The 25203-nt window shown below is 71.0% G+C and carries 18 protein-coding genes; 8 read left to right on the top strand and 10 right to left on the bottom strand.

What is annotated here, in order from left to right:
- Positions 1-81: 81 nt before the first annotated feature.
- Positions 82-1428 (bottom strand): MFS transporter, encoded by a 1347-nt coding sequence (locus ABIE39_RS16490; RefSeq protein ID WP_175008970.1) that lies wholly within the window; start codon positions 1426-1428, stop codon positions 82-84.
- Positions 1425-1883, bottom strand: coding sequence for a MarR family winged helix-turn-helix transcriptional regulator (locus ABIE39_RS16485; protein ID WP_021483075.1), 459 nt, complete (start codon positions 1881-1883; stop codon positions 1425-1427). Before ABIE39_RS16485 ends, ABIE39_RS16490 begins: the two co-directional genes overlap by 4 nt.
- A gap of 107 nt (positions 1884-1990) precedes the next feature.
- Between ABIE39_RS16485 and ABIE39_RS16480 the strand changes: the two genes are divergently transcribed.
- Entirely contained in the window at positions 1991-2455 is a 465-nt protein-coding gene (locus ABIE39_RS16480) for a hypothetical protein (RefSeq protein ID WP_354052632.1), read from the top strand.
- A gap of 72 nt (positions 2456-2527) precedes the next feature.
- On the opposite strand, the gene ABIE39_RS16475 is transcribed toward ABIE39_RS16480, so the two are convergent.
- A complete protein-coding gene (locus ABIE39_RS16475; protein WP_354052630.1) occupies positions 2528-3271 on the bottom strand; it encodes a DUF6270 domain-containing protein in 744 nt (247 codons plus the stop codon).
- Positions 3272-3281: 10 nt separating this feature from the next.
- Positions 3282-4361, bottom strand: a complete 1080-nt coding sequence (locus ABIE39_RS16470; protein ID WP_354052629.1) for an LCP family protein — start codon at positions 4359-4361, stop codon at positions 3282-3284.
- Positions 4362-4697: 336 nt separating this feature from the next.
- On the opposite strand from ABIE39_RS16470, the gene ABIE39_RS16465 reads away from it, so the two are divergent.
- Genes ABIE39_RS16465 through ABIE39_RS16435 form a run of 7 tightly spaced genes read left to right on the top strand, consistent with a single transcriptional unit; the run spans position 4698 to position 12663 of the window.
- Positions 4698-5897 (top strand): glycosyltransferase family 4 protein, encoded by a 1200-nt coding sequence (locus ABIE39_RS16465; RefSeq protein ID WP_354052627.1) that lies wholly within the window; start codon positions 4698-4700, stop codon positions 5895-5897.
- Entirely contained in the window at positions 5894-7642 is a 1749-nt protein-coding gene (locus ABIE39_RS16460; RefSeq protein ID WP_354052625.1) for a glycosyltransferase family 4 protein, read from the top strand. Before ABIE39_RS16465 ends, ABIE39_RS16460 begins: the two co-directional genes overlap by 4 nt.
- Positions 7639-8634, top strand: a complete 996-nt coding sequence (locus tag ABIE39_RS16455; RefSeq protein ID WP_354052624.1) for an LCP family protein — start codon at positions 7639-7641, stop codon at positions 8632-8634. The genes ABIE39_RS16460 and ABIE39_RS16455 overlap by 4 nt, the downstream gene beginning before the upstream one ends.
- 9 nt (positions 8635-8643) lie before the next feature.
- A complete protein-coding gene (locus ABIE39_RS16450; RefSeq protein WP_354052622.1) occupies positions 8644-9570 on the top strand; it encodes an ABC transporter permease in 927 nt (308 codons plus the stop codon).
- Positions 9557-10489, top strand: coding sequence for an ABC transporter ATP-binding protein (locus tag ABIE39_RS16445; protein ID WP_354052620.1), 933 nt, complete (start codon positions 9557-9559; stop codon positions 10487-10489). The genes ABIE39_RS16450 and ABIE39_RS16445 overlap by 14 nt, the downstream gene beginning before the upstream one ends.
- Entirely contained in the window at positions 10486-11604 is a 1119-nt protein-coding gene (gene wecB / locus ABIE39_RS16440; RefSeq protein WP_354052618.1) for a non-hydrolyzing UDP-N-acetylglucosamine 2-epimerase, read from the top strand. The genes ABIE39_RS16445 and wecB overlap by 4 nt, the downstream gene beginning before the upstream one ends.
- A gap of 21 nt (positions 11605-11625) precedes the next feature.
- The gene (locus ABIE39_RS16435; protein WP_354052616.1) at positions 11626-12663 is read left to right on the top strand and encodes a DUF6270 domain-containing protein; all 1038 of its coding nucleotides are present in this window, start codon (positions 11626-11628) and stop codon (positions 12661-12663) included.
- Positions 12664-12720: 57 nt separating this feature from the next.
- Here ABIE39_RS16435 and ABIE39_RS16430 read toward each other — a convergent pair whose 3' ends face one another.
- The 6 genes from ABIE39_RS16430 to manA all read right to left on the bottom strand — a co-directional run bounded on the left by ABIE39_RS16430 (position 12721) and on the right by manA (position 25198).
- Positions 12721-14493, bottom strand: coding sequence for an asparagine synthetase B family protein (locus ABIE39_RS16430; RefSeq protein ID WP_354052615.1), 1773 nt, complete (start codon positions 14491-14493; stop codon positions 12721-12723).
- Between the two features lie 90 nt (positions 14494-14583).
- Entirely contained in the window at positions 14584-18348 is a 3765-nt protein-coding gene (locus tag ABIE39_RS16425; protein WP_354052613.1) for a glycosyltransferase, read from the bottom strand.
- A 3-nt stretch (positions 18349-18351) separates the two neighbouring features.
- Complete coding sequence (locus tag ABIE39_RS16420) at positions 18352-20409, bottom strand: glycosyltransferase (protein ID WP_354052612.1); 2058 nt, start codon at positions 20407-20409, stop codon at positions 18352-18354.
- Positions 20410-20546: 137 nt separating this feature from the next.
- Positions 20547-21797, bottom strand: a complete 1251-nt coding sequence (gene wecC, locus ABIE39_RS16415) for a UDP-N-acetyl-D-mannosamine dehydrogenase (protein WP_354052610.1) — start codon at positions 21795-21797, stop codon at positions 20547-20549.
- A gap of 8 nt (positions 21798-21805) precedes the next feature.
- Positions 21806-23560 (bottom strand): glycosyltransferase family protein, encoded by a 1755-nt coding sequence (locus ABIE39_RS16410; protein ID WP_354052609.1) that lies wholly within the window; start codon positions 23558-23560, stop codon positions 21806-21808.
- 255 nt (positions 23561-23815) lie between these two features.
- Entirely contained in the window at positions 23816-25198 is a 1383-nt protein-coding gene (gene manA / locus ABIE39_RS16405; RefSeq protein WP_354052607.1) for a mannose-6-phosphate isomerase, class I, read from the bottom strand.
- Positions 25199-25203 lie beyond the last annotated feature (5 nt).

The following is a 25203-nucleotide window of genomic DNA, read 5'->3' as shown; positions in this document are numbered from 1 at the left end:
AGGTCTGCGTCCAGCACGAGGCCGGTGCCGCCCGGGAGACCAGGGCGGCACCGGCCTCGCGGCTGGGCGGGAGGGACGGCGTCAGGCCGCCCGGGCGGCCTCCTGCGCGTCCTCGGCCTCGAGCCGGCGGCGCGTCTCGGCGCGCGCGGAGCGGTCAGTCGGCGTGCCGGCGTCGAGATAGCGCACCACGAGGTGCGGGCGCTGCAGGACGCGGTAGCGGACCTCGAGGTGCCAGTTGCGCACCGCCCAGACGGCGGCACCCACCGCGACGAGCGCGGCGGTGATCGACCCGACGCCGATCGCCCAGCGCGGGCCCCACGCCTCGGCGATCCAGCCGACGAGCGGGGAGCCGACGGGCGTCGCACCGAGGAACACGATCATGTAGAGCGACATGACGCGCCCGCGCATGACGGGGTCCACCGACATCTGGATGGTCGAGTTGGCCGCGGTCATCATCGTGAGCGACGCGAGCCCCACGGGGATGCACGCGACGGCGAAGGTCGCGTACGTGGGCATGAGCGCCATGACCCCGGTGGCGACGGCGAACCCGAACGCGGACCCGATGACGAGCCGGACGCGCGGGCGCTCCCGACGCGCGGCGAGCAGGGCCCCGGTGAGCGAGCCGATCGCGAGGATGGACCCCAGGATCCCGTACTCCCCCGGCCCCATGCCGAACTCGACCTTCGCCATCATCGCGGACGTGAGCTGGAAGTTGAGCCCGAACGTCGACACGACGCCGACGACGACCATGATGACGATGATGTCCGTCCGCCCGCGCACGTACCGGATGCCCTCGCGGATCTGACCCTTCTCGCGCGGCGCGCTCGGCAGCACGTGGAGCTCGCGCGTGCGCATGTACATCAGCGCGAGGATGGTCGCCCCGAACGTCACGCCGTTGATGATGAACAGCCAGCCGGAGCCGACGGCCGCGATGAGCAGCCCGGCGACGCCCGGCCCCACGAGGCGCGCCGCGTTGAACGACGCGCTGTTGAGCCCGACGGCGTTGGAGAGCTTGTCGGGGGGCACCATCTCGGCGACGAACGTCTGGCGCACGGGGTTGTCGAACGCCGAGACGACGCCGAGCAGGCCGGCGAAGACGTAGACGTGCCACAGCTCGACGTTCCCGGACAGCACGAGCGCGCCCAGGCCGAGCGCGAGCAGTCCCATCGCGCCCTGGGTGGCCATGAGGAGCCGACGGCGCGGGAGGCGGTCGGCGAGCAGCCCCGCCCACGCGGACAGGGCGAGCACGGGCGCGAACTGCAGCGCGGTGACGACGCCGACGGCGACGCCGGAGTTGTCGGTGAGGTCGCTGAGGACGAGCCAGTCCTGCGCGACGCGCTGCATCCAGGTGCCGACGTTCGCGACGAGCGCGGCGCCGAACCAGACGCGGTAGTTGTAGTACTGGAGGGAGGAGAACGTGGTGCTCATCGGGCGGCGATCCGGGTCAACAGCTCACTGGCGCGGGCCAAGGTCTCTCTTTCGTCAGGGGTGAGGGAGGACAGCTGCTGCGTGAGCCACGCGTCCCGGCGGCGCCGCGTCTCCTTGACCTCGCGCACGCCGGCGTCCGTGAGGCGCACGACGACCTGACGGCGGTCGCTCGCGTGCTCCCCCTTCTCGACGAGACCCATCTCGACGAGGGCGTTGACGGCGCGGGTCATCGAGGGCGGCCGGACGCGCTCGTGCTCCGCGAGCTCGCTGGGCGACATGGCGCCGTGCTTGTGCAGGACGGTGAGGACGCCGAACCGCCCCTCGGGGAGGTCCGCCTCGCCGCGCTGGGCACGCAGCCGCCGGGAGATCCGGGTGAGCGCGACCCGCAGGTCGCCGCCGAGCGTCGCGGGCCGGTACTGGTTCCGGGTGGGAGCAGTGAGGTCCGCAGCAGGCATGATAGTTACCCTAACTCATTACCTTGGGTAAGGAAAGGCCTGCGGGTGGAGATCCCCGTCACGAGCGGGCGTCCGAGACGTCCTGGACGTCCGCTATGGTGTGCGCCGTGCACCAGGAACTGACCCTCGCCGAGACGCTCCACCTGCTCGGCCTCATGGGCCGCAGGCTCCCCTCGTTCGTCACGTCCGTGTCGGGTCGCGGGGACGCGCTCGAGGTCGTCGCCGACCCGCGCCAGGTGAAGCGCCTGCCCGCGCCGCTCCGGCTCGCGACGCGTCTCGCCCCGACGGTCCGCGCCACGCTGCGTGTGGTCGACGTGCAGGACGGCGTCGCGACGATCTCCGTCGACGCGAGCGCCGGCGGCCTGCCCGCGCACAAGCTCCTCGGTCTCGCGGCGAGCCGGATCGAGTCCGTCGTCGCGGCGAAGGGCCTCCCCGCCGGGTCCGTGCGGGTGCTCCCGGACGCGCGCGTCGCCCTCGACGTCCAGCGCCTCCTCCAGGCACGCACCCCGGGTGCGCGCGTGAGCGGCGTGGCGTTCAAGGACGGCGTCGTCGTCCTCGACGGCGTCACCTGACCCGTCGCGCGAGAGCCCGGCTCCGCGGGAGCCGCGTCCCCTCGGTGGGCCGGCGGTCCGGCGGAGCCCGCGTCAGACGGCGGCGCGCGTCGCCTCGTCGAGGAGGTCGAGGAACGCGCGGTAGTAGTCCTCGACGTAGTGGACCGGCGACGGTCCCCACCGGTGCGCCGGGTCGCCGACCACGAGCCGGTCCGGGACCCGGAGGAAGCGGGCCTCGCCCAGGTCCTTGCGCATGCGCGCGTAGAGGTAGGTGAGCGTGCGGTTCGCCGCCTCGACGCGCTGCTGGTCGAACGCCCCGCCCGCCGCGTCGCCCCGCGCCCAGTACGCCTCGTGCACGACGACGCGGCCCAGTCGACCCTGCCGGCGCGCGGTGGCCACGAGCGCAGCCCAGCCGGCCTCCCACCGGACGAGGAACTCCGGCGACCCCGACGCGACGCGACGCGACCGCACGCCGTCGCCACCGGCCCGCAGGAACTCCATGGAGCGCGTCGCCACGCCACCGTCCGACCCGACGACGAGGTCGTACTGCTCGTCGACGAGGTCGAGCACGACGACGTCCGCGTCCGTGGTCACCAGCTCCGTGGCGAAGGTCTTGGCCAGGTCCCGCTCGACCATGCGGCGCTGGAACGACGACTCGACGCGGGCGAGGTCCACGCCGCCCAGACCACCGGCCGCGAACGCCGACGCCAGGGAGCTGCGTGCGTAGTAGTCGGCGAGGCGGAACCGCGCCTCCCCCGCCAGCGCGAACGCGTCGCGGGTCACGCAGCTCCCGTGGACGAGGACGCTGCGCTGCGGGCTGCTGGAGCGGTCGGTCACCGGCGCCCGATCACTTGACCGTGGGCGGCAGGACCTCGAGCGACTCGGCGTTCTGGACGAGGTAGTCGCCGACGGAGTCGTTCGCGATCGACGCCATGAGCGGGTCGAACCGGGCACGGTCGAGCACGACGATCGACTGCCCGTCGGCGCTACGGCCGGTCCCGGAGTTGGGCGCCGTCATGAACGTGACGTCGTTCGTGCTCAGGCCGCGGGCGCTCATGTAGAGGTTCCGCATCTCGTCGATGGTCAGGCCGTCGTCGGTCGCCACGGACTCGCTCACCGCGGTGAAGAAGCGCGTCATCATCGCGACGTCGTTGCGGTTGTTGTTGATCTTGCCGAGCATCGCGCGCATCCAGTTCTGCTGGCGCTGCACGCGCCCGAAGTCGCCGTTCGACAGGCCGTGGCGCTGACGCGTGTAGGTGAGCGCCTCCTCACCCGTCATCTGGTGCACGCCCGCCTCGAAGAACACCTTCTTGCCGTCGCCGATGTCCTCCGGGATGCGGATCTGCACGCCGCCCAGCGCGTCGGTGAGGGTCGTGAAGGACTCGAAGTCGGTCACGGCGAAGTGGTCGATCCGCACCCCGGTGAGGTCCTCGACCGTCTGGATCATGAGGGGCGGGCCACCGTAGGAGAAGGCGGCGTTGATCTTCGCCTCCCCGTGACCGGGGATCGGGACCCACGCGTCGCGCGGGATGGAGACCACCTGCGCCGTCTGCCGGTCGGCCGGCAGGTGCACGAGCATGATCGCGTCCGTGCGCTGCGCGCCCGCCTCCCACTGGGAGGGGTCCCCCGCCGAGATACGGCTGTCGGAGCCGAGCACCAGGAAGTTCACGGCCTCGGTCGCGACCTCGGGGTCGCTCGGTGCCGGGTCGGGACGGTTCTCCAGGCCCTCGAACGGGTCGGCGAGCTTCTCGATGTTGCCGTCGAGCTGGCGCTGGAACCACCAGGCGCCCCCGACGCCGGCCAGGACGAGCACGGCGAGGAGCGACACGAGCACGACGAGCGCCGTCCGGCCACCACGACGACGGCGCGCGTGCCGCCGGTCGGCAGGCGGCTCGGGCGAGGACTCGGGGAACAGGGTGTCGGCCACGGCTGGCATCCTACGGCTGATGACCGGCGTGGCACCGCTGTTCGGCGCCTTGTCACCCTCCTCTTCACCCCCCGCGCACCAGCGCTCCACGGGGGTGCCGGGCCGCCGGGCGGTACGCTCGTGACGCTCAGTTCCATGAAGGCACCGGCGGAGGCGCGCCCCGGCGAGCCGTCGATCGCAGGGGGCGACATGTCTACGAGTGCCGCGCGGCACGCCCGTCCGCGTCGTCGACCGGTCCCAGGGCCACGTCACCGGGACCGGCACGACCACCTGCTCCTGGTCACCCACCACTACGAGCCGGAGACGGGCGCGCCGCAGCGCCGCTGGGGTGCGCTCGTGCCCCGCCTGGTCGGCGCGGGCTTCCGCGTGACCGTCCTCGCCCCGCCTCCGCACTACCCGGCCGGCGTGCTCGACCCCGAGCACGCGCACCTGCGCCCCGGGCTCGTCCAGCGCGGTCGCCACGGCGAGCGGATCCTGCGCGTCCGCTATCGCGAGCACTCGTCGTCGCTCGTGTCCCGCACGGCCGACCACGTCGTCGCTGCTGCCCACTCGGTCGTCCTCGGGTGGCGGCACCTGCGCGCCCGGGCGCACCGCCCGACCGTCGTCGTCGGCACCGTGCCCGGCATCCCCAGCATGTTCGCCGCATGGGCCCTCGCCCGGCTCTTCCGCGCCCGCTTCGTCGTCGAGATGCGCGACGCGTGGCCCGACCTCATCCGGCCGTCCGGTGTCGTCGCGGACGGCTCCGGCCGCCGGGCGCGGGCCGCCGTGGTCGCCCTCGTGCACCGCGTGATCGTCCGCATGCAGACCCGCAGCGACCTCGTCGTGACGACGACGGAGACGTTCGCCGGCATCGTCGAGAGCCGGGGAGCCGCGAACGTGGGCGTCGTCCGGAACGGCACGGCGTTCACCGACCGGCTCGCGGACAAGGTCGACGACGAGGTCGACGCCCTGCCCGACGACGACGCGCACCCCCTGGGCCCGGACCGGCCGCTGCGCGCCGTCTACGTGGGGACCATCGGCCGGTCGCAGGGTCTCGAGGTCGTCGTGGAGGCCGCCGCGGCGCTCGCCGCGCGGGGCGTGCCGCTCGAGGTGCACCTCGCCGGCGCGGGGGCGGACATCCCCCACCTCAAGGCCCTGGCCACGACGCTCGGCGCGCCGGTGACGTTCCTCGGTCGTGTGCCCCACACGGACGTCCCCGCGCTGTACGCGTGGGCCGACACCGTGCTCGTGTCGCTGCGCGACTGGGAGCCCTTCCAGTGGACGGTGCCCTCGAAGCTCTACGAGACGATGGCGACGCGCCGGCACGTCACGGCGTGCGTCGCGGGCGAGGCCGCGGAGCTCGTGCTCTCCCTCGAGGCGGGCGACGTCGTCCCGCCCGGGGACGTCGAGGCGCTCGCCGCGCTCTGGGCCGGCTTCGTCGCCGCCGGCTCCGTCCCGGAGATCGGTCCCGCCGCCCAGGAGTGGGTCGCGCTCAACGCGGACGACGACGCGCTCGCGGCCCGGTACGTCGAGCTGCTCGACGGACTGCGTCGATGAGGGCGGCGGCACCGCGCGACGCCGTCCGCGCCCTCGTCCTCGCGCTCTCCTTCGGGGCACGCGCCGTCGTCGACGACCCGGTGTGGCTCGCGATCCAGGCCGCGCGGCGCGCGCCCGCCCGGGCCCGGCGCGGCGCGGTGCGCCTGCTCCTCGTGTCGCGCGACCCGTCCGCGCGCCGCGCGCTCGGCCTGTTCCTCGACGGCTCCCCCGACGACGCGTCCCGCACCGTCGCCGCGGTGCTCCGCGCGCCCGGGTCGCGGCTCGCGCGCCGCGTGGCCGCCGAGGTCGCCGTCGCAGTCGGCCACCCCGAGCTGCTCGACGGCGTCCCCGCCCCCGGCCCCGCCCGGCTGCGCGCGCTCTGGCAGGCGGGCGACGTGGACGCGATCGAGCGCGCCACGGCGTCCGGCCGCGGCGAGCGCCGCACCCTCCGCGCCCTCCGCGCCCAGGTCGACGCGCTCCGACCCGACCCCCCGACCGCCTGGACCTCGCCGCACCCGGGGCGGGGCGCCGTCGGGCAGCCGCGCGTGCTCCACCACCTGACCAACTCGCTCCCCCACACCCAGAGCGGGTACACGCTGCGCAGCCACGCGATCCTCCGCGCGCAGCACGAGGACGGGCTGGCCGTGTCCGCGACGACGCGCGGCGCCTACCCGGTGACGATCGGTGTGCTGGGCGCGCGCTCGGCGGACGTCGTCGACGGCGTGCGCTACGAACGGCTGCTCCCCTGGGTGCTGCGCGGCGACCCGGCGCGGCGCGCCGAGGTCGAGGTCGGCCTGCTGGTGCGCGCGGCGCGGAGGTTCGCGCCCGACGTCGTGCACGCCACCACCCCCCACACGACCGGCGCGGCGGCGCGCGCGGCCGCCCGACGCCTCGGCGTGCCGTGGGTGTACGAGGTGCGCGGCCTGCCCGAGGAGACCTGGGCGGCGTCGCACCGCACGCCCGACGCGCGGCGCGCCGCCGAGGCGTCGGACCGCTACGCGCTGATCCGGGCCAAGGAGACCGAGCTCGCGCTCGCCGCCGACCACGTGGTGACCCTCAGCGAGACGATGCGGACCGAGCTCGTGGGGCGCGGCGTGCCGGGCTCCCGCGTCACGGTGGTCCCCAACGCGGTGCCGACGTCGCTCCTGGCCACGACGCACCCGTCGCCCGACGCCGCCCGCGAGCGCCTCGGGATCACGGCGCGCGGGCCCGTGGTCGGCACGGTGAGCAGCGTCGTCGACTACGAGGGTCTCGACACGGTCCTGCGCACGGTCGCCGCGCTCCGGGCGGACGGCGTCGACGCGACCGCGCTCGTGGTGGGCGACGGCGTCGCCCGCCCCGGCCTCCTCCACCTCGCCGACGAGCTGGGCCTCGGCGAGCACGCGATCCTCCCCGGGCGCGTGCCGCGCACCCTCGCCACGACGTACCTCGCGGCGCTCGACGTCGTCCTCGTCCCGCGCCGGGACGACCGCGTGACGCGCCTCGTCACCCCGCTCAAGCCGGTCGAGGCGATGGCCGTGGGCCGGCCGGTGGTCGCGAGCGACCTGCCCGCGCTGCGCGAGGCGGTCGGCGACGCGGGACGCCTCGTGCCCGCGGGGGACGTCGCCGCGTGGACCGCCGCCGTCGCGGACGTCCTGGGCGACGACGAGGCCCGCCGTGCCATGCTGGCGGGCGGTCGCGAGCTCGCGGCCACCCGGACGTGGGCCGCGAGCACGGCTCGGTACCGCGAGGTGTACGCCCGAGCACTGGCAGGAGGAGCGCGATGAGCACCACCCTCGTGCGTCGTGCCCTCGGCGCCCTCGTCGCGACGGCGCTGCTCGCCGGCTGCACGACGGCGGCGCCGGAGCCCGCGCCGTCGGCGACGACCGCGCCCCCGGCGCCGACGCGCTCGGCGGTGCCCAGCCCGGCCCCCACGCAGACGGGGCCGGCGGACCCGCTGCCGGAGGGCCCGGTGAACGCGCTCCTCGTCGGCACGGACTCACGAGACCCGGCCGACCTCACGGGCAACGCCGACACGATCCTGCTCGTCCACGTGCCCGCGGACCGGGAGAACCTGTACCTCGTGTCCTTCACGCGCGACATGTGGGTCGACATCCCGGGGCTCGGCGAGGGGAAGATCAACGCGGCGTTCTCGCGCGGCGGGACGGACACGCTCGTCCAGACGGTGTCCGGCCTGCTCGGCGGTGCGGAGATCGACTACGTCGTCCAGTCGAACTTCGCGGGGTTCATCGCCCTCACGCGCGCGCTCGACGGGTTCGAGGTGGACAACCAGCACGCGAGCACGGTGACCGTGCAGAGCACGGGACGCGTCGTCGACTTCCCCGAGGGGCGCATCACGCTGTCCGGCACGGACGGCCTCATCTACGTGCGCGAGCGCAAGCGGCTCCCCCTCGGCGACCTCGACCGCACCGAACGGCAGCGCGCCGCGGTCGTCGGGATGCTCGACCGCATCGCGGAGCGCGCGGACGAGCCGGAGGTGCTCGCCGAGCTCGTGCCGATGCTCGTGCGCAACGTGAAGATCACGGGCGACCTCGACGTGGACGACGCGTTCGCGCTCGTCCCGCTCGCCGCCGAGCTCGAACGCGAGGACGTCGTCGGGCTCATGGTGCCGATCACCGGGTTCGGCGAGAGGGGCGGCGCGTCGGTCAACCTCGTGGACGCGGAGCAGACCGCCGCGCTCGGTGACGCGGTGCGCACGGACACGCTCGACGCCTACGTCGCGACGTACGGCACGGCGTACGCGCCGACGGGATCCTAGGATGCCGCGATGACCGGAGAGACGAGCACCACCGAGAGCAGGTCCCCTCGCGGGGACCTGTACTCGATGCTGTTCGCGGGCCCGCCGTCGACGACGGAGGTCGTCTCCGCGGGTCGGCTCACCCGCGTCGGGGCGCGCCCGCCGCTCGGGGTGTACCTGGGGCAGCTGTGGAACCGCCGGCACTTCCTGTGGGCGGAGGCCCGCGCGAAGGTGACGAGCGGGACGCGCGAGAACCTGCTCGGGACGCTCTGGCTGGTGCTCAAGCCGATCCTCGACGGCCTGACGTACTTCCTCATCTTCGGTCTCCTGCTCAGGTCGGACCGCGGGATCGACAACTTCCTCGGCTACCTCGTCATCGGTGTGTTCCTCTTCTCCTTCACGACCCGCTGTGTGACCGGCGGCGCGAAGTCGATCTCTGCGGGGAAGAACCTCATCCGTGCGTTCACCTTCCCTCGGGCATCGCTACCGCTGGCCGTGGTGCTGCGGGAGATGCTCAACATGATCCCGGTGCTCGCCGCGATGATGGCGATCATCGTGGTGCTCCCGCCGGCCGAGGTCTTCACCTGGCGCGTCGCGCTCGTGCCCGTCGCGCTCGCTCTGCAGGTCCTGTTCGTCACCGGCCTGGCGCTGCTCCTCGCGCGCTGCGTCTCGGTGCTCCCCGACCTCAACCAGCTCATCGGGTTTGCGACGAGACTCTGGCTCTACGGGTCAGCCGTGTTCTTCTCGTACGAGCGGTTCCTCGAGCACCCGACGATCCTCGCGCTCATGGAGGCGAACCCGATGTTCATGGTCCTGGACATCGTGCGCGACTGCCTGCTGTACGGCGTGACGCCGGCGCTGTCGTCGTGGCTCGGACTCAGCGCCTGGGCGGTGGGGACGCTCGTCGTGGGGTTCCTCTTCTTCTACCGGGGGGAGGAGTCCTATGGCCGAGCCTGACCCGTTCACCACCGCGACCGTCGCGGTCCAAGACGTGCACGTGAAGTACCGCGTCCCGTCGACGGACGCCGCCGAGCGGCGACGCGCCAACCGGCTCGTGCGCGCTGCGAAGAGCGTGCTCGGTCAGCAGCCGATGGTGCTCGTCCGGGCACTTTCGGGTATCTCGTTCGTCGCGCGCTCTGGGGAGCAGATCGGCCTCGTCGGCCAGAACGGCTCCGGCAAGAGCACGCTGCTGCGGATCATCGCAGGGCTCGAGCGTCCGGCGCGCGGACGCGTGCTCGCCGAGAGCACGCCGGTCCTCATCGGCGTGAACGCAGCCCTCGTGCCCGACCTCTCGGGCGAGCAGAACGTCCGGTTGGGCTGCCTCGCCATGGGGCTCACGCCCGAGCAGACGGAGAAGGCGGTCCCCGAGGTCGTCGAGCTCGCCGGCCTCGGCAAGTCGATCTACCTGCCCATGAAGACCTACTCGTCCGGCATGGGAGCACGCCTGCGGTTCGCCATCGCGACCGCAGCGAACCCGCACATCATGCTCATCGACGAGGCCCTCGCGACCGGTGACGCGGCGTTCAAGGAACGCAGCGAGGCCCGCATGAACAGGCTGCGGGAGAACGCCGGCACGGTGTTCCTCGTGAGCCACGCCGCGAAGACCATCGAAGAGACGTGCACGCGAGCGATCTGGCTCAACTACGGCCGCCTCGTGCTGGACGGACCGGCCGAGGACGTGGCGCTGCGCTACCGCAAGTGGGCGTGGGCGATCGCCAAGGAGAAGCCCGACCAGGCGAAGAAGATCATCGAGGACGCCCTCGCGGAGAAGACCGAGACGGACGTGCAGGTGGAAGAGTCCCCCGGACGCAGCTACCGCCCCCGGCACGTCCGACCACCTGGCCGCGGCACAGCCGCAGTGGAGGAAGAGACATGACCGCACGCATCATGACCGTCTACGGCACACGACCGGAGGCGATCAAGGTCGCGCCCGTGATCAAGGCGCTGGAGCAGAGCCCCGACTTCGAATCCGTGACCGTCGTGACCGGTCAGCACCGCGAGATGCTCGACCAGGTGAACGAGCTCTTCGGCATCGTCCCCGACCACGACCTCGACATCATGAGCCACGGGCAGACGCTGGCACAGATCTTCGCGCGGGTGATCGAGGGGCTCGACCCTATCCTCGAGAAGGAGAAGCCCACCGCGGTCGTCGTCCAGGGCGACACCTCGACCTCGACCGCGGCAGCCCTCGCCGCGTTCTACCGGCAGATCCCCGTGGTCCACCTGGAGGCAGGCCTGCGCTCCGGGAACATCCAGTCCCCCTTCCCCGAGGAGGCGAACCGGAAGATCACGACCCAGATCGCCGCCCTCCACCTCGCTCCCACCGAGACCAGCCGGGCGAACCTCCTCGCCGAGGGCGTCGACGACACCGCGATCGCCGTCACCGGCAACACCGTGATCGACGCGCTGCTCACCACGGTCGGCAAGGAGATCCCCTTCACCGACCCGCGTCTTGAGCAGCTCGCCGCGTCGGGGCGGCGCATCCTCCTCGTGACGACCCACCGCCGGGAGAACTGGGGCGGCGCGATGGAAGGAGTGGGACGGGCTCTGGCACGCATCGCCCGGGCGTTCCCCGACCTCGAGATCGTGCTTCCCGCGCACCGCAACCCCGTCGTGCGGGACGCCGTCCTCCCGCAGCTCGAGGGCATCGACAACGTCACCGTGACAGAGCCGCTGGCGTACGGCGAGTTCGCTCGCATGATGTCCGCAAGCACCCTCATCATCTCGGACTCCGGCGGTGTCCAGGAAGAAGCCCCCAGCCTCGGCAAGCCGGTGCTGGTCATGCGAGACAACACCGAACGCCCGGAGGCGGTCGAGGCAGGCACGGTCACGCTCATCGGGACGAACGAGGAACGGATCTTCGGGGAGGTGTCACGGCTCTTGACGGACGCCATCGCCTACCGGTCCATGTCCGAGTCCACGAACCCGTACGGGGACGGCACCGCGGCGCGCTCGACCGAGGCGGCGCTCGCCCGGCTCTTCGGCCGCTAGGACAACCAGCAAGGGGTCGGCATGCGCATCTTCGTCTACGGGAGCCGCGCGCTCCGTGACAGCTTCGATCTCCTGCGTCACCAGGGCCACTCCGTGGTCGGGCACGTCACCGGGCAGTCGCTCGTCCCCCTTGGGCGGAGCTCCCCCCTCCTGGAGGCTTACCCGGCCGGCCCCGCGCTGAGCTCGCGCGTCCAACGTCGCTCTCTTGACGGGACCTTACGAGCCGACCTGCTGGATCAGCTCGCCAGTCAGGCCGCAGAGATCGACGTCCTCCTCTGGGACATCTCGGAAGAGGGGCACGACGTGTACCGCATGCCCGACGGTGGCTATGTCACCAGATCGCGCGAGCTCATCATCACCGGTATGGACCGTGATATCGCCAGGGAAGCCACCCTTCTCCCTTCCGGCACCGACGAGCACCTCCAGGAGTGGACGCAGGCGTCGGTGCGCTGGACGCGAGCCCTCCGAGCGCTCGGCCTCGAATCGAGGACCCTCCTGGCGTCGTGCCGCTTCCCCGAGGCCCCCGGGCTACGGAGACGAGGTGCCGCGTCCGCCAGGTTCGCGACACCTACGTCGCGCACAGCGCACGGGACCTACCGCGACCGCGCCATGCGGGCCCTGCCAGGCATGCACCTGCTCGGCGGTGAGAGGCGCGACGGGGTGACATGGACGCCCCCAGGAGCAGACGACGACGCGATGCGTGCGCAGAACGTGGTGAGAGCGCTGGATGCCTATGTCAAGGACCCCTCCTTCGCGCTGCCGAGACCGATCGTCGAGCCGGTCTCGCCCGGCAGGGTCAGGGTGCATTCCGAGAAGACGTGGGCGAGCGAGCTGGCCCTGTACGTCTTTCGCGACACGGAGGCGATCATCAAGGTCGCGTACCGTACCGGATCGGTGTTCGACGTCGAGCTCGCGGGCCCCGGCACCTATCAGTTCCGCGTCTTCCACAGAAGTGGCGACGAGCGACGAGCGATCAACTCTGCGCCGCTGATCGTCCATGAGCAGACCATCGCACCAGAGGATCGGCAGAGCCGAAACACCCGAGCGCAGCCCGAGTAGATCCCCCACCCTCACGGGTGCCACGCCAGCAGAGCGACGCGGGCGCGTCCCGGCCCCTCATCCCCCGAAGCGCTCACCGACGACGTCGTGCCACTTGGCGATCCCGTAGAGACTGATCAGCGGGTAGGCACGAACGCCGAACTCCACGTCCCGCAACCGTTCGGCGACCGCGTCGCGATCGACATAGTCGAAGACGGAGCCCGGGAGCATGTCGATCAACGAATCCCTCAGCAGCGGGAGGAGATACTCGAACGCGCTGCGATTGGAGACCGACTCGATGCTACCCACCGCCGGTGGCACCGCTGCGAGCCGCTGCCGCACGTCCTGAGGATAGTCCGCATAGATCGCCGGATCATAGACGCGGTTCTCGTACGGGAAGAAGCACAGCTCTGGGTTGAGCTTGTACATGATGTCGAAATAGAGCTTGCCCGCTTGCTTGAGCCCCGGAGCGAGCCGACGACTGACTTCGAGCACCAAGGGCGAGTAGAGAAAGATGCAGTTCGCGTCCATGATGTCGAGGTTCGCGTTGTGGGTGCGGTACTGGTAGGCGGAGAGGGTGTCGGCGTAGCCCGTCCTCTCACGAAAACGTTCGTACCCGAAGTCCACGATGTACCGCCGCCAGGCACGCGACGTCTCGAAAGCCCGGTCAGTGAGCAGCCCACGGAACGAGTCGGCCCATCCGAAGCACTCCGGCGCCCACTCGAGCTGCTCGGCCGTGAGATTGGCGAAATCGACCTCCGTCCCACGGAACCGCCGTCGCATGCGGGCTTCGAACCCCGATACCCCGTACGACTTCGCGAAGATCGCACCCTTCCCGTTGAGAGAGCAGGAGGAGTTCTCCGGGTAGTCGGCGGCGCTCTTGCTCCATCGTCCACCCATCCGCACCTCCGACGTCTCCATGGCGTTGCGCACGGCGCGGTACCGCACCGCGTCGTCGTACGCCGCGAGGTCGAAGTCAACCGGTACGTACCGAGGCAGCGACCTCAGGTGATCCAGCCCGTACGCCTCTGCCAGTCGCGTGGCGACCACGACGTCAGGGTTCTCGTCCACGCCACCCGTGTGAAAGGTGAACCGGTCCTGGTAGCCGCCGTCGAGGATGAAGGCGAACGTGAGCCGGGAGTCGTACCCACCCGTGAGATCAGACCTCAGGCGGGAGTACTTCTCCACGATCGATCGCATCCCCGCTCGCAGCTCGTCCACACAGAGCTGGACGCATTCGTCATAGCTCTCCGGCAGAGCGACCTTCTCCTTCGCTGGAGAACGGACCTCGTCCTGGCTGCCGATGCTCAGGTAGCGCCAGGGCCGCACCCGGTGGATGCCCTCGTAGCCGGTGTTGTCCGACTCGACGGTGATCTTCATCGTGTGCCACAGGGGCAGCGAGGGCTCCGGGCGCACGCGCAAGCCGAGGCGATCCATGTACTCAGCGATCAGGTGCGGGTTGTTCGCCACGAAGGTATAGCCGTCGGCACTCGCGTGATAAAGCGGGGACAAGCCCAGCTCGTCCGACCCGAACTCGCATTCCTCGTCACCGACGACACCGTGAGAATACACCCCGTAGTAATTCGAGCGAGGAGACAGGTCTGAGGTTTCCTCGGGCCCCAACAAGTACCCGTGGAAGATCCGGACTCCGCTCGTGCGAACCTCCGCGCACTCCTCCGGGAACTCGGCCTCGTACGAGTAGCAGTCCACGAGTCGACGACCGCTCGGCGACCGGAATCGGAACTCCGAGCGATAGCCAGGCTGGAAGAACGGCGCGGGCAGCGACTCCCGACGAACGCCCGCGACCGGGCCCAGATCGCCTTGTTGGGACGAGACGACGATGAAATGCAAAGCAAGCTCCCTCAGTAGTCTTGTCGCGCAGCACGTCTCTGGGCACCGCTCGCGGCGGTCACACGCGAGACAGCCTCCGGGTCCGCCGCCTCACGAGTTCTCCGTCTCTATCCTCAGCGCGGTGCTGACGGAAGCGCGCGTCTCGATAGGGAAGCTGAACCCGAGAGACCACACCGGCTCCAGCTGATGGTCCGTCCGTGATCGCCAACCACGTAACGGCACATCCTGGCCTCGCACGGGCGAGACCAGTGAACCAGGCCCGCTGATCACGAGTCTGATGGGCCGCGTGGCCCCGGGCGTGGAGAACACGACGACGCCGTCGACGCTCTCGAGCTCGAAGTGACCGGCGACGTTGAACCACAGGGTCCCGGTCCGAGCCTCCGGTGCCTGGGAGAACACGGAGTCCTTGAGCAGGAGCTCGCGTCCTGGCCGGTACACCACCCGGCGGCGGTGGATGTAGTCCGTGTGGTGCACGCGTGCCGACAGATCGAAGACGCCGCCCTCCTCCCGGCACTCGCCCATGGCGCTCCCGTACGGGGCGCGCGGACGTCGCTCCTGGTTCCGGCCGTCCAGCGCGAGCGTGTTGTGCGCGACAGTGCTCTCGACGTACTGCCGCTCGGGCGAGGCATAGTAGAAGCCCTCCTCGCGCAGCGGCGAGTCCGCCGGGAGCAGATCGCCGTAGCCGAACCTGCCCGCATCGGTCAGGATCTGGTGTCCGCGGTCATACCAGACGACGTTGAGGTCGTCCGCGTGCTTGTGCGCTCGCGAGTGGAAGGCTGCGCTGAAGGCCAGGTATCCGCTCTCTCGCAGGTCGCCGGGCCGCTCGGGCTGGGGCGACCGGACGAACGCGTATCCCCCTTGCGCATACACGGCGAGCTCCGCCGAAGGCCTCGTGCCGCGAGCGGTGTCGGAGACGATGTAGCGCGTCTCCGGATCGATCGAGTCGGCGTTCGGAACAACCATGAGCCGCTCCGGGGAGTCCCCGAACTGCACGAGCGTCCCGTCGGGCTGGATCATCCAGCCCAGGACCTGCGCCGCCCGGACGAGCCTCTCCTCGATCTCGGGGTCGTCGATCAGTCCGTCGTTGACGGCCTGCTCGAAGGACTTGAGCAGCATCCGGTGATAGTCAGGCGAGTGCTCGAGGTGCACACCGTCGGCGGCGAACTGCGTCGTCGCGATCCGCGCGAGCCGCTCACGACCTTCTCGCCCCGTCGCTCCCGCGTCGGGGAACATCCACGCGTACTTGGCGGCGTGGAGCTGAGCGACGGCACAGTAGAAGCCGTGGTTGTTGTTCGGGTTGTAGGCCCGATCCTTGTGCAGCTCGTCGAGGTGCCAAGCGACGGCGTCAGCCAGGACCACGGTGTCGTCGCGCAGCTCAGCGAATCGCGCCGCGCGAAGAGTCAGGCCGACGAGGCGGGGCGTACGAAGGGACTGGGACATGTCGTACCAGACCATCGGGTCGTCGCCCTCTGGCGCGTTCCGGTGAATACGCAACCAGCTGCCCGCGATCCTTACTGCTTCCTCGAGCCAGAACGTCTCGCCCGTCTCGTCGAACGCTCGGATCAGCGGATCCATGAACTCCCAGGCGTGGAGCCGGAATCCCCACGAACGGTGCTCGGCGCCATACCGCGACCAGTCGTCGATCCGCGCGACCGGCACCGGATCGAAGTTCTCGTAACGCCAACCTTCCTCGAGGATGGAGCTCGCGGACTGGCGGAACTCGTCTATCGAATACCAGCCCTTGCCCTTGATCGCCGGGACGTCGGCCGTCGCGAGTCCTTCGAGCAGCTCCCCAGGATTGATCCCTCTCTCCTGGAGGTCGAGCTCGCTCTCGATCACCATGTTCTTGGGTCCGTCATAACCGAGCTCCCGGTAGATGCGGTAGTACTCGTTCACGTTGCTGTCCCACGACCGGTGGTTGCGGACCCAGCGCGCCGCCCTACCACCGAGCTCACGGCGCCGTTCCGTGTCACAGAGGGCGAGCAGCTTTCGCGCAAGGTCGTCGGGCGAGCCGGCGTGAAAAGTCTCGACGACACCGGACTCGTCCGCGATCTCTCGCAAGGCCCCGACGTCGGAGAGGACGACGGCCCGACCCGTCGAGAACGCCTCGAACGGCTTGAGGGGCGTCACGAGATCGGCGACCTTCGAGGGCTTTCTCGGGACGACGAACACATCGATCAGGCCGTAGTACCGCAGGACGTCCTCGTGCGGCACACGCCCCGTGAAGAACACGTTCTCGATGCCCTTGGACTCCACGAGACGCCGGAGCGTCGGAAGGAACCCACCGTCTCCCACGAGCAGGAGGCACATCGGTTGGTGGGAAGCGGCGCTCGCCAGCTGGAAGGCCTCGATCAGCGTGTCGATCCCCTCGTACTCGACGATCGAGGAGATGTACCCGACGACGAGAGCGTCCCGAGGAAGCCCCACCTCGTCAGCCAGTGCGTGGTCGCGCTCCTGGACCGGGAAGCTCGTGGCCTCGACGGCGTTCGGGACGATCGACACGCTGTCGTCTGCGATCATGCCCGCTGCGGAGTCCACGATGTGTTCCCGCATGACCTCAGCGAGAGTGAACACGTGGTCGGGGAGCGTCCGGGCAACCTCCTCCGCATGCTTGCGCAGGTCGTACGCGGCGGGCCTTCCGTACATCGCGAAGAGTGTCTCTTCGTGGCCCGTCCATCCGTTCGCGGTGATCGTCCGTGAGAGCCATGACTCTTCCCAGAACCCGCGGGACTCGTACACGGTCGGGATCGAGTTCGCGCGTCCCACGGCGGTCGCGATCAGTGCGTTGAAGAAGTCGGAGTGCGCGTGCAGGAGGCTGGGACGTACCCGCTTGACGAGCCGGTCGAGCGCGATGATGTTCTGGCGCAACCACTCGTCGACCAGCGTCTCGTTCCGGGCCGGGCCGGCGAGCACGTAGTAGTCGATCCCCTCGTGGCGGTAGTGCTCGGTCTCCTCGACGACACGATCGGTGACACCGGACTGACCGACGACGACAACGGGAAGCCCCTTCTTCGCCTGGGCCATGGCCGTGTACTGCGTGCGCAGCGTGTACCCGGTCTGGGTCTCGGGAAGGACTCGCCCCACCATGTGGAGGACGGGACCGCCCGGATCGCGTGCATCGACCTCAGCCAGGTCGACGCTCACCAGGGTCGGGTTCGTGAACAGCTCGATCTCGTGCCGGATCTTGTCGAGCGCCTGGCTGTCCGTGTCCCGTCCGGACCTCTGCGCCACCTCCGCGATGCACCGCTCGGCGAGATCCCAGTACCCCGTGCCCCGGTAGAAGCGGTAGAGACGACGCAGCGTCGCGAGCTTCTGCTGACGGAGGAGCCCGAAATCCTCGATCAACGGACGCAGCTGGAGCAGCTCACCGCGTTCCAGGTAGTCCTGGAACAGATCCGTTGCTTGGTCGACCGGGAGAACCCGCCGGGGATCACGACCGAGCTGGAGGGCAGTCTCGAAAGCGACTCGGCGCACGTTGCGCACATCCGAGCTGAGCGACTCGACGTCGGAGCTGATCGGTTCGAGGAAGCCTGCGGGGACGCGGCGCCGCAGGACCTTGAGATCCTTCCCGACGGTCGTGACGCTCGTCGTGAGCGCCGACAGGTCGCTCCTCGTGGCCCCCGCCTGGGCCTCGAGCCTCCTGGCCAGGGTGGAGACCCGATCGCTCGATGCTTGCTGCCGCTCAGCGAGTCGGAGCACGAGCGCGCAGAGCGCGACGACCAGACCACAGCCCAGGAGCGCGGCCGCGAGAGCCACCCACCACGCTCCTGTCACGGTCGCCAGCGCGAGAAGAAGCAGAACCGTCGCTGCCCCGGCCCCGCCGACCACCACGGCCTTCTTGAGATTTCGTCGCACGCGCTATCCTCTCGATCCGTGGCCCGGGCGTCCCGTCCTGCCCCCGAGCGAGCGGTAGACGTCGGAGACTCGTTCGGCGAGAACGCTCCAGTCGCGCTCCGACCGTACCCAGCGCCGCCCCGCGGCCCCGAGCGTGTCCGCGAGCACGTCGTCGTCCAACAGCTGCTCGAGCGCCCGGGCGAGGCTCCCAGGATCACCCTTGGCGTGCAGCAGGCCTGTCACCCCGTCGTCGACGATCTCCGCGAGAGCCTTCACGTCCGACGCGACGACTGCTTTGCCCATGGCCATGGCCTCGAACGGCTTCAGCGGCGACACCATCTCACACACGGGAAGGGGCAGCCGCGGGAAGGGCGCGATGTCGACGAGCGAGTAGTAGCGTTCGACCTCGTGGTGCGGGACGCGGCCGGTGAACGTCACGAGCTCACCGAGGCCCCGCTCGACGGACTCTCGCTCGAAGCGCGCGCGCTCGGCTCCGTCGCCCACGACCAGCACCCGGAAGTCGGCGCGCCGGGCCGCGAGGAGCTGGACCGCCTCGAGCAGCAGCCCGATGCCCTCGTAGTCGAGGACGGAGCCGACGTACCCGATCACTCGCAGCCCGTCGAGCCCTAGCTCCCGAGAGAGCTCGACGTCGCGAGGAAGCGGTTCGAAGCGCGAGGCGTCGACACCGTTCGGGACGACCGTGATCTTGGAGTCGTCCACGCCTCGAGAGACGAGCTCCTCCTTGAGAGCGGCGGTGATCGTCAGGACGTGGTCGGCTGCCTGGGCCGCATCCGTCTCCAACCGCTTCATCACACGGAAGCGGTCGCTGTACGCCCAGCCCGGGTTGCGGGAGGCTCGCGTGATCTCCCACAACCCACGCACCTCGTACACCGACGGGACGCCCAGTCGTCGTGCCGCGCTCACTGCTGCCAACCCGTTCACGTGGTTCGAGGCTCCGTGGATGACGAACGGGTGCACCGCTCGCGCCCGCCGCACGACCGCGTCGGCGTAGGTCGCGACATACTCCCTCACCGGGTCCATCGAGACCGGCCCGTCGGAGGTCCGGAAGTAGGACACGTCGTCGACCAGCTCGTGCTCGTGCGGTTCCGTGCCGGTGACCTGCGCGAGGTCGTACGGGAAGCCCGGCCGAGTCAAGGCGTCGACGTCCCATCCCGACCGGATCATGCCCGTGAGCAGCCCGTGCGATCGCGTCGCGTACCCGTTCGACACGTGGGGCAGGGACCCGTGGAGCAGGTACAGCGCCTTGTCCGCGCGGGGCGGGTATGTGGCGTCCTCGCGGTCGGGCAGCGTGAATCCGTCGCGGAGGATCGACGCGTTCAGCGCCGAGACGGCGGACTTCCTCTGGCTCGCCTCCAGCTTGCTCCTCGCCCAGGGGTCGTCCGGCCTGACGGCCAGGTAGAGGCGCAGGGCGGCGACGGTGGCAGCGAGGTCCTCCCGGGCGGAAGCGCGGCGAACTGCCCGGCGGATGGCTTCGACGGGATAGTCCTCCACCGCGATCTCGGCGAGCGCGTCGCGGGCGGCCTCGATTCGACCTCGGGCGAGAGCGTGCACGGCACGCGCCACGCTTCGGTCTCGTGGTGGCAGCTGCTCCTCGTGCCAGGAAGCGGCGTTCCCCCCCGCACGTCCCGGCCCGCTGTCCTCCGTCCGTTCGAGCAGGACGACGAACCGGGTGAACGGGTCGGGGCTGTCGGCCAGGATGTCGAGGAGCCGGCGGTGCTGGTGAGCGATCGCGAAATCGAGCATGCCCCGGTGCTTGCCGGGGAGGCCGGACGCGCGCTCCGCAAGGTGATCGAGGAGGGTCACGAGGCTCGCCGAGCCGACCTTCTGCAGCCGTGCGGTGTCGTGGTACAGCTCCAGAGCCACGAGGTTGGACGGCTCGAGGTCAAGGGCGTTGCGCAGTGCGACGAGCGCCGCCTGGGACCTTCCCGTCTCGATGAGCCTCTGACCGAACAGCAACCAGACGTCGGAGGAACCTGGATCCATCAGGAGAGAGCGCCGGAGACTGTCGAGCGCGTCCTCCCGGTCGCCACGTCGCCACTGGGCGCTGCTCTCTGCGCGCATCCCCTGCGCGTCCGCACGGAGCGCCTGGGCTCCTGACTCGGCGGTGGACCGGACCAGCCGAGCGCCGAACCGCGTCCGTGCGACGCGCTGCAGCACCCGCCGACCGAGGCGACTCGTCCTCCGCGTGGACGCTCGGCTCAACGAAACACGCCGCGTGTGTCGATGACGATCTTCTCCCGCAGACGCATCCGCTGGCGATCGGCGTCCTTGAAATCGGTGTGGTCCACGAGAACGAGAACGATGTCCGCCTCGCCGACCGCGCTGTCGAGGTCACTGAGCTCGACACCTGGCCGTCCGGCGAGAACAGCCGGCAGCTCCTCGATGTGCGGCTCGACCGCGCAGATCGTCGCGCCCGCGATCTCTTCCGCAAGGCGGACCGTGATCGCGAGCGCGGGCGACTCGCGCAGGTCGTCGATGTCCGGCTTGAAGGCCAGGCCGAGCACGGCGATCCGCGGCGCGTCGAAGCGGTCGGCATAGGTCTTGACCTGCGAGATCACGTAGTCCGGCTTGGCATCGTTGACCTCGCGTGCCGTCCGGATGAGCCGTGCCCGCTCCGGCACGGCGTCGACGATGAACCACGGGTCGACCGCGATGCAGTGGCCACCCACGCCCGGGCCGGGCTGGAGGATGTTCACACGCGGGTGGTGGTTCGCGAGCCGGATCAGCTCCCACACGTCGATCCCGAGGTCGGCGGAGATGAGCGAGAGCTCGTTCGCGAACGCGATGTTGACGTCGCGGTACGAGTTCTCCACGAGCTTCGCCATCTCGGCGGTGACCGCGTCGGTCAGCAGGATCTCACCCTGGCAGAACACCTGGTAGAGCTCCCTGGCCCGCTCGGCGGCGTCTGCCGTCAGACCACCGACGATGCGGTCGTTCGTGACGAGCTCGATCATGACCCGACCCGGGAGCACTCGCTCGGGGCAGTGCGCCACGTGGATACGGGCGCGCCCCTCGGACCCGTCGAGCGACAGGTCGGGGCGCGCGGCGAGGATCCAGTCCGCCATCTGCTGCGTCGCCTGGGGCGGCGACGTCGACTCGAGGATCACGAGAGCCTCGGCAGCGAGGTGCGGTGCGATGGCCTCGGCCGCGGCCTGGATGTAGGAGAGATCCGGCTTGTGCCCGTCGGTGAACGGCGTGGGGACCGCGACGATGAACGCGTCGGCCTGCTCGGGTTTCGTCGCTGCGCGCAGCGTGCCCTGGGTGACGGCGCCGGCGACGTAGGTCGCGAGGTCGGGCTCCACGAAGGGCACGTCGCCACGGTTCACCGCTTCGACGGTGCGCTCGTTGACGTCCACGCCGATGACGTCCACGCCGTTCGACGCGAGGATCGCTGCCGTCGGGAGCCCGATGTAGCCGAGCCCCACGACGCACACGCTGGTGCTGCTCATGTTCCCCCTCAGATGAAGGCGTGCCGGTCGGCACGACCGTAGAACTGGACCTCGCCGCTCGCGAGCAGCTCGGCGTCGGACACGTCCCAGGTGTGCGCAGCCCCTGAGCGCACCTGGACGAAGTTGAAGCGGTCCGTGGCGAAGACGCGAGCCCCGGCGTCCACCGCCGACCGGAGGAAGCCGGTGTCCTCGCCCCGCGCCACCGAGGCGAACTTCACCCGCTCGGCAAGGCCTCGGGTCGCGACGATCGTCGGGCCCATGACGAAGTCCGTGTACCGGTGCTCCCGCTCGGCGAAGCGCAGCAGCGTCGCGTCGAGCGAGGCGACGTACAGGTAGTGGGCATGCTTGCCCACGATCTCGGCGCCGGAGTAGGCCAGGGCGTCGAGCTGGTCGGACAGGTAGTGCTCGCCGTACAGGTCGTCGTCGTCCATCTTCGCGACGACGTCACCGTCGGACGCGGCGACGAGGCGGTTGAGGCACTCCCCCAGCGACACGTCGTCACCGGCCGTGCGGAGCACGAGGTCCTCGATGCCGGCCTCCTTGGCGCGCAGCCGCACGTCCGCCTCGTGCACGGCGAACCCGTGCGTGAGGAGCGCGAGCTGCACGTCGACGTCGCGCTGCGCGCCCACGGTTCGCAGCACGTGGTCCAGCTGGCCCGGGCGGTTGGTCGAGACCAGGGCAGAGACGCTCGGGCGAGCGACCGTCGCCGAGCCGGCCAGCCCGACGTCGTGCAGCACGCGCTGGACCCGCGCCCCGTACGTGTGCTCGCGCCAGATCCGCCGCTGCCCCCGGTGCGTGGCGCGGTCGCGCAGCTCGCGCGAGCGGACGAGCGCACGGATCGTGTGCGCCGCCTCGGCGCGCTCCCCGACGACGAACACCTCGTCGGGCGGGAAGAACTCGCGGATGGCCGCGCTCGGCGTCGTCACCACGGGCGTGCCGCATGCCGTGATCTCGAAGACGCGGCGCGCGCACATGCTCGGCGAGTCGACGACCGAGCTCACGTTGAGGAACACCTTGTACTCGCGGTACGCGGTGAGCATGCGGTCGTAGTCGAGCGACCCGACGACGCACGACCCGAACGGCTCCGGGAACTGGTACCGCTCGTCCCCGCCCCGGAACCGGGAGAAGATCTCGAGACCGTGCTGCATGCGCGGCGAGACGTCGACGGCCGCGCCGAGCAGCAGGTCCATCTGCGCCCGACGCTCCGGGTACTTGTGCGCGAAGTACATGCCGCCGAACGCGACGTCGCCCGAGGGCCCGTCGCCGTGCGCGCGCGCGGGGTTGTGGATCGCGGGCTGCGCCCCGAACGCCAGGACCCCCACGCGGTCGTGGCCCAGCCGCTCGCGGTACGCGTCCACCCGCCCGACGTCGGTCGTGTACACGTGGTCGAACAGCGCCGCCGCGTCGAGGAAGTCCTCGAAGTGCGCCGGGTCCTCCTTGTTCCAGAAGACCGTGGGCACGCCGCGCTCGCGGCACGCGGCGACGAGCTCGACGAACGCCGGACGCGGGGCCGACGTCCCGGTGAGGTGGTACTGCCAGGCGCCCCCGTTCCCGTTCCACGCGGACTCGACGAACAGCAGGTCCAGCCCGGGACGACCGTCGCGCTCGCGGTCGAGCTCGTCGCGCCACGACGTCGGGGTGAGGACGACCTGGTCCCACTCGAACCCGAGGGCGAGCCGGGAGAAGTCGTCGAGGACGACACCGACGCGCAGGTCGGGGCGGGCAGCCGGACGGTCCGAGACCGTCCAGGGCTCGAAGGTCACCCCGTGGTCGGAACGGCTCGCCCCCGAGGAACCCGCGAGCCGCGGCACGCCGCGTCGACGAACATAGGTGCGGAACTGGGACAAACCGCCCCGACGAAGGTGCCAGAAGGCTCTGCGTGCGTCATCGAGGCGAGAGCCCCCCCGTGCGTCCATGCCACCGTCTCGTCCGTTCGCAGCCGGCGCTCACGTCGTACTCCGGCCGCGCACATAGTACCGCTGTGCCGGTACTGCGGGAGCACCGGTCCGAGGCGCCGGTCAGGGCACGTACGCGACGACGACGTCGCCCTCCCCGTCCACGACGACGGCCCCGGTGCCGTGCGGGACGAACACGGACTCCCCCCGCACGAGCCGCGTCCCGGGCTCGGCCTCGGCGTCCGCGCGGCGCTCGGCACCGGCGTCCGCCCGGGGCGCGGCCGTGAGCGCCACCGCGCCGTCGAGGCACAGCACGACGCGCGGGCCGGCGGCGGGCAGGGCCACCGCTCCGGCGACGCGGCCTGCCCGGAGCGCGAACTCCGCGACGGGCGGGCGGTAGGCGACGAGGCCGCTGCCGTCGTCGACCAGGCGCGGGCGCGCGGCGGGGCCCGGTGTGCACGTGGCGCACTCGAGCAGGGCGTCGACGTCGACGAGCTTGCTCGTCAGCCCGGCCCGCAGGACGTTGTCGGAGCTCGCCATGATCTCGACGGCGCACCCCGACAGGTACGCGTGCACGTGCCCCGAGGGGACGAACATCGACTCCCCGGGCTCCAGCGTGACGCGGTTGAGCATGAGCGACACGACGGCGCCCGGGTCGCCCGGGTGCTGCTCCGCGAGCGCGAGGACGGTCGCGTCGGCGCGGCGCGACGTGCGTCGGCCGCCCGGCGCGGGCACCGCCGGCTCGCGCTCGGCGCGGGCCCGCACGGACGCGACGGTCAGCGCGAGGTCGTCCGCGACGTCGGGCTCCGCGCGGGCGTGGAGCGCGAGGGTGAACGCCTCGCGGACGCCCGCCTCGGTGGGGCGGGCGCGCAGGGTGTCACGCATCCGTCCGGCGAGCGCGCCGTCGAGCCCGTCGAGCAGCTCGAGGATGCGCGCGGGCCGGCGGAATCCGGAGAGGCCCTCGAAGCGGGAGACCGCCACGACCATCTCGGGCTTGTGCTGGTCGTCGTGGAAGCTGCGCAGCGGCGAGTCGCGCGCCACGCCCTCCCGGTTCTCGCGGTTGAACCCCTCGCGGGCGCGGTGCGGGTGCGGGTGGACCTGGAGCGAGAGCGCGCGCTCGGCCGCGAGCACCTTGAGGAGGTACGGCAGCCGGGGCCCGTACTGGTCGAGCACGCGCTGGCCCAGCACCCCCGCCGGGTCCGCGCGCACCAGGTCCGCGAGCGTCGTGCCCGTCGCCGTCGCCGCGCCCGGGTCCGCCGTCCCGCCCGGGCGGGCGGCGCCGTCGGGCACGACGCGCGACGGCGCGAGCGGGTGCGCCCCCATCCACAGCTCGGCCGCCGGACGACCGTCCGGTGCCACCCCCAGGAGGTCCTGGATCGCCGACGTCGAGCCCCAGTCGTACCGCTGGACGGTGTTCTCCAGGCGGTAGAACGCGGGCGGACGAGCGCCGGGGAGGGCGTCGTCCACCGACGCCTCCCCCGACCGCTCGTCCGCCGCGCTCGTCATGGGCC

It is taken from the genome of Cellulosimicrobium sp. 4261 (genome assembly GCF_040546915.1).
GTDB lineage: Bacteria > Actinomycetota > Actinomycetes > Actinomycetales > Cellulomonadaceae > Cellulosimicrobium > Cellulosimicrobium cinnabarinum.
Note: the sequence above shows the minus strand (reverse complement) of the source record. Positions and strands in the feature narration are given on the sequence as shown.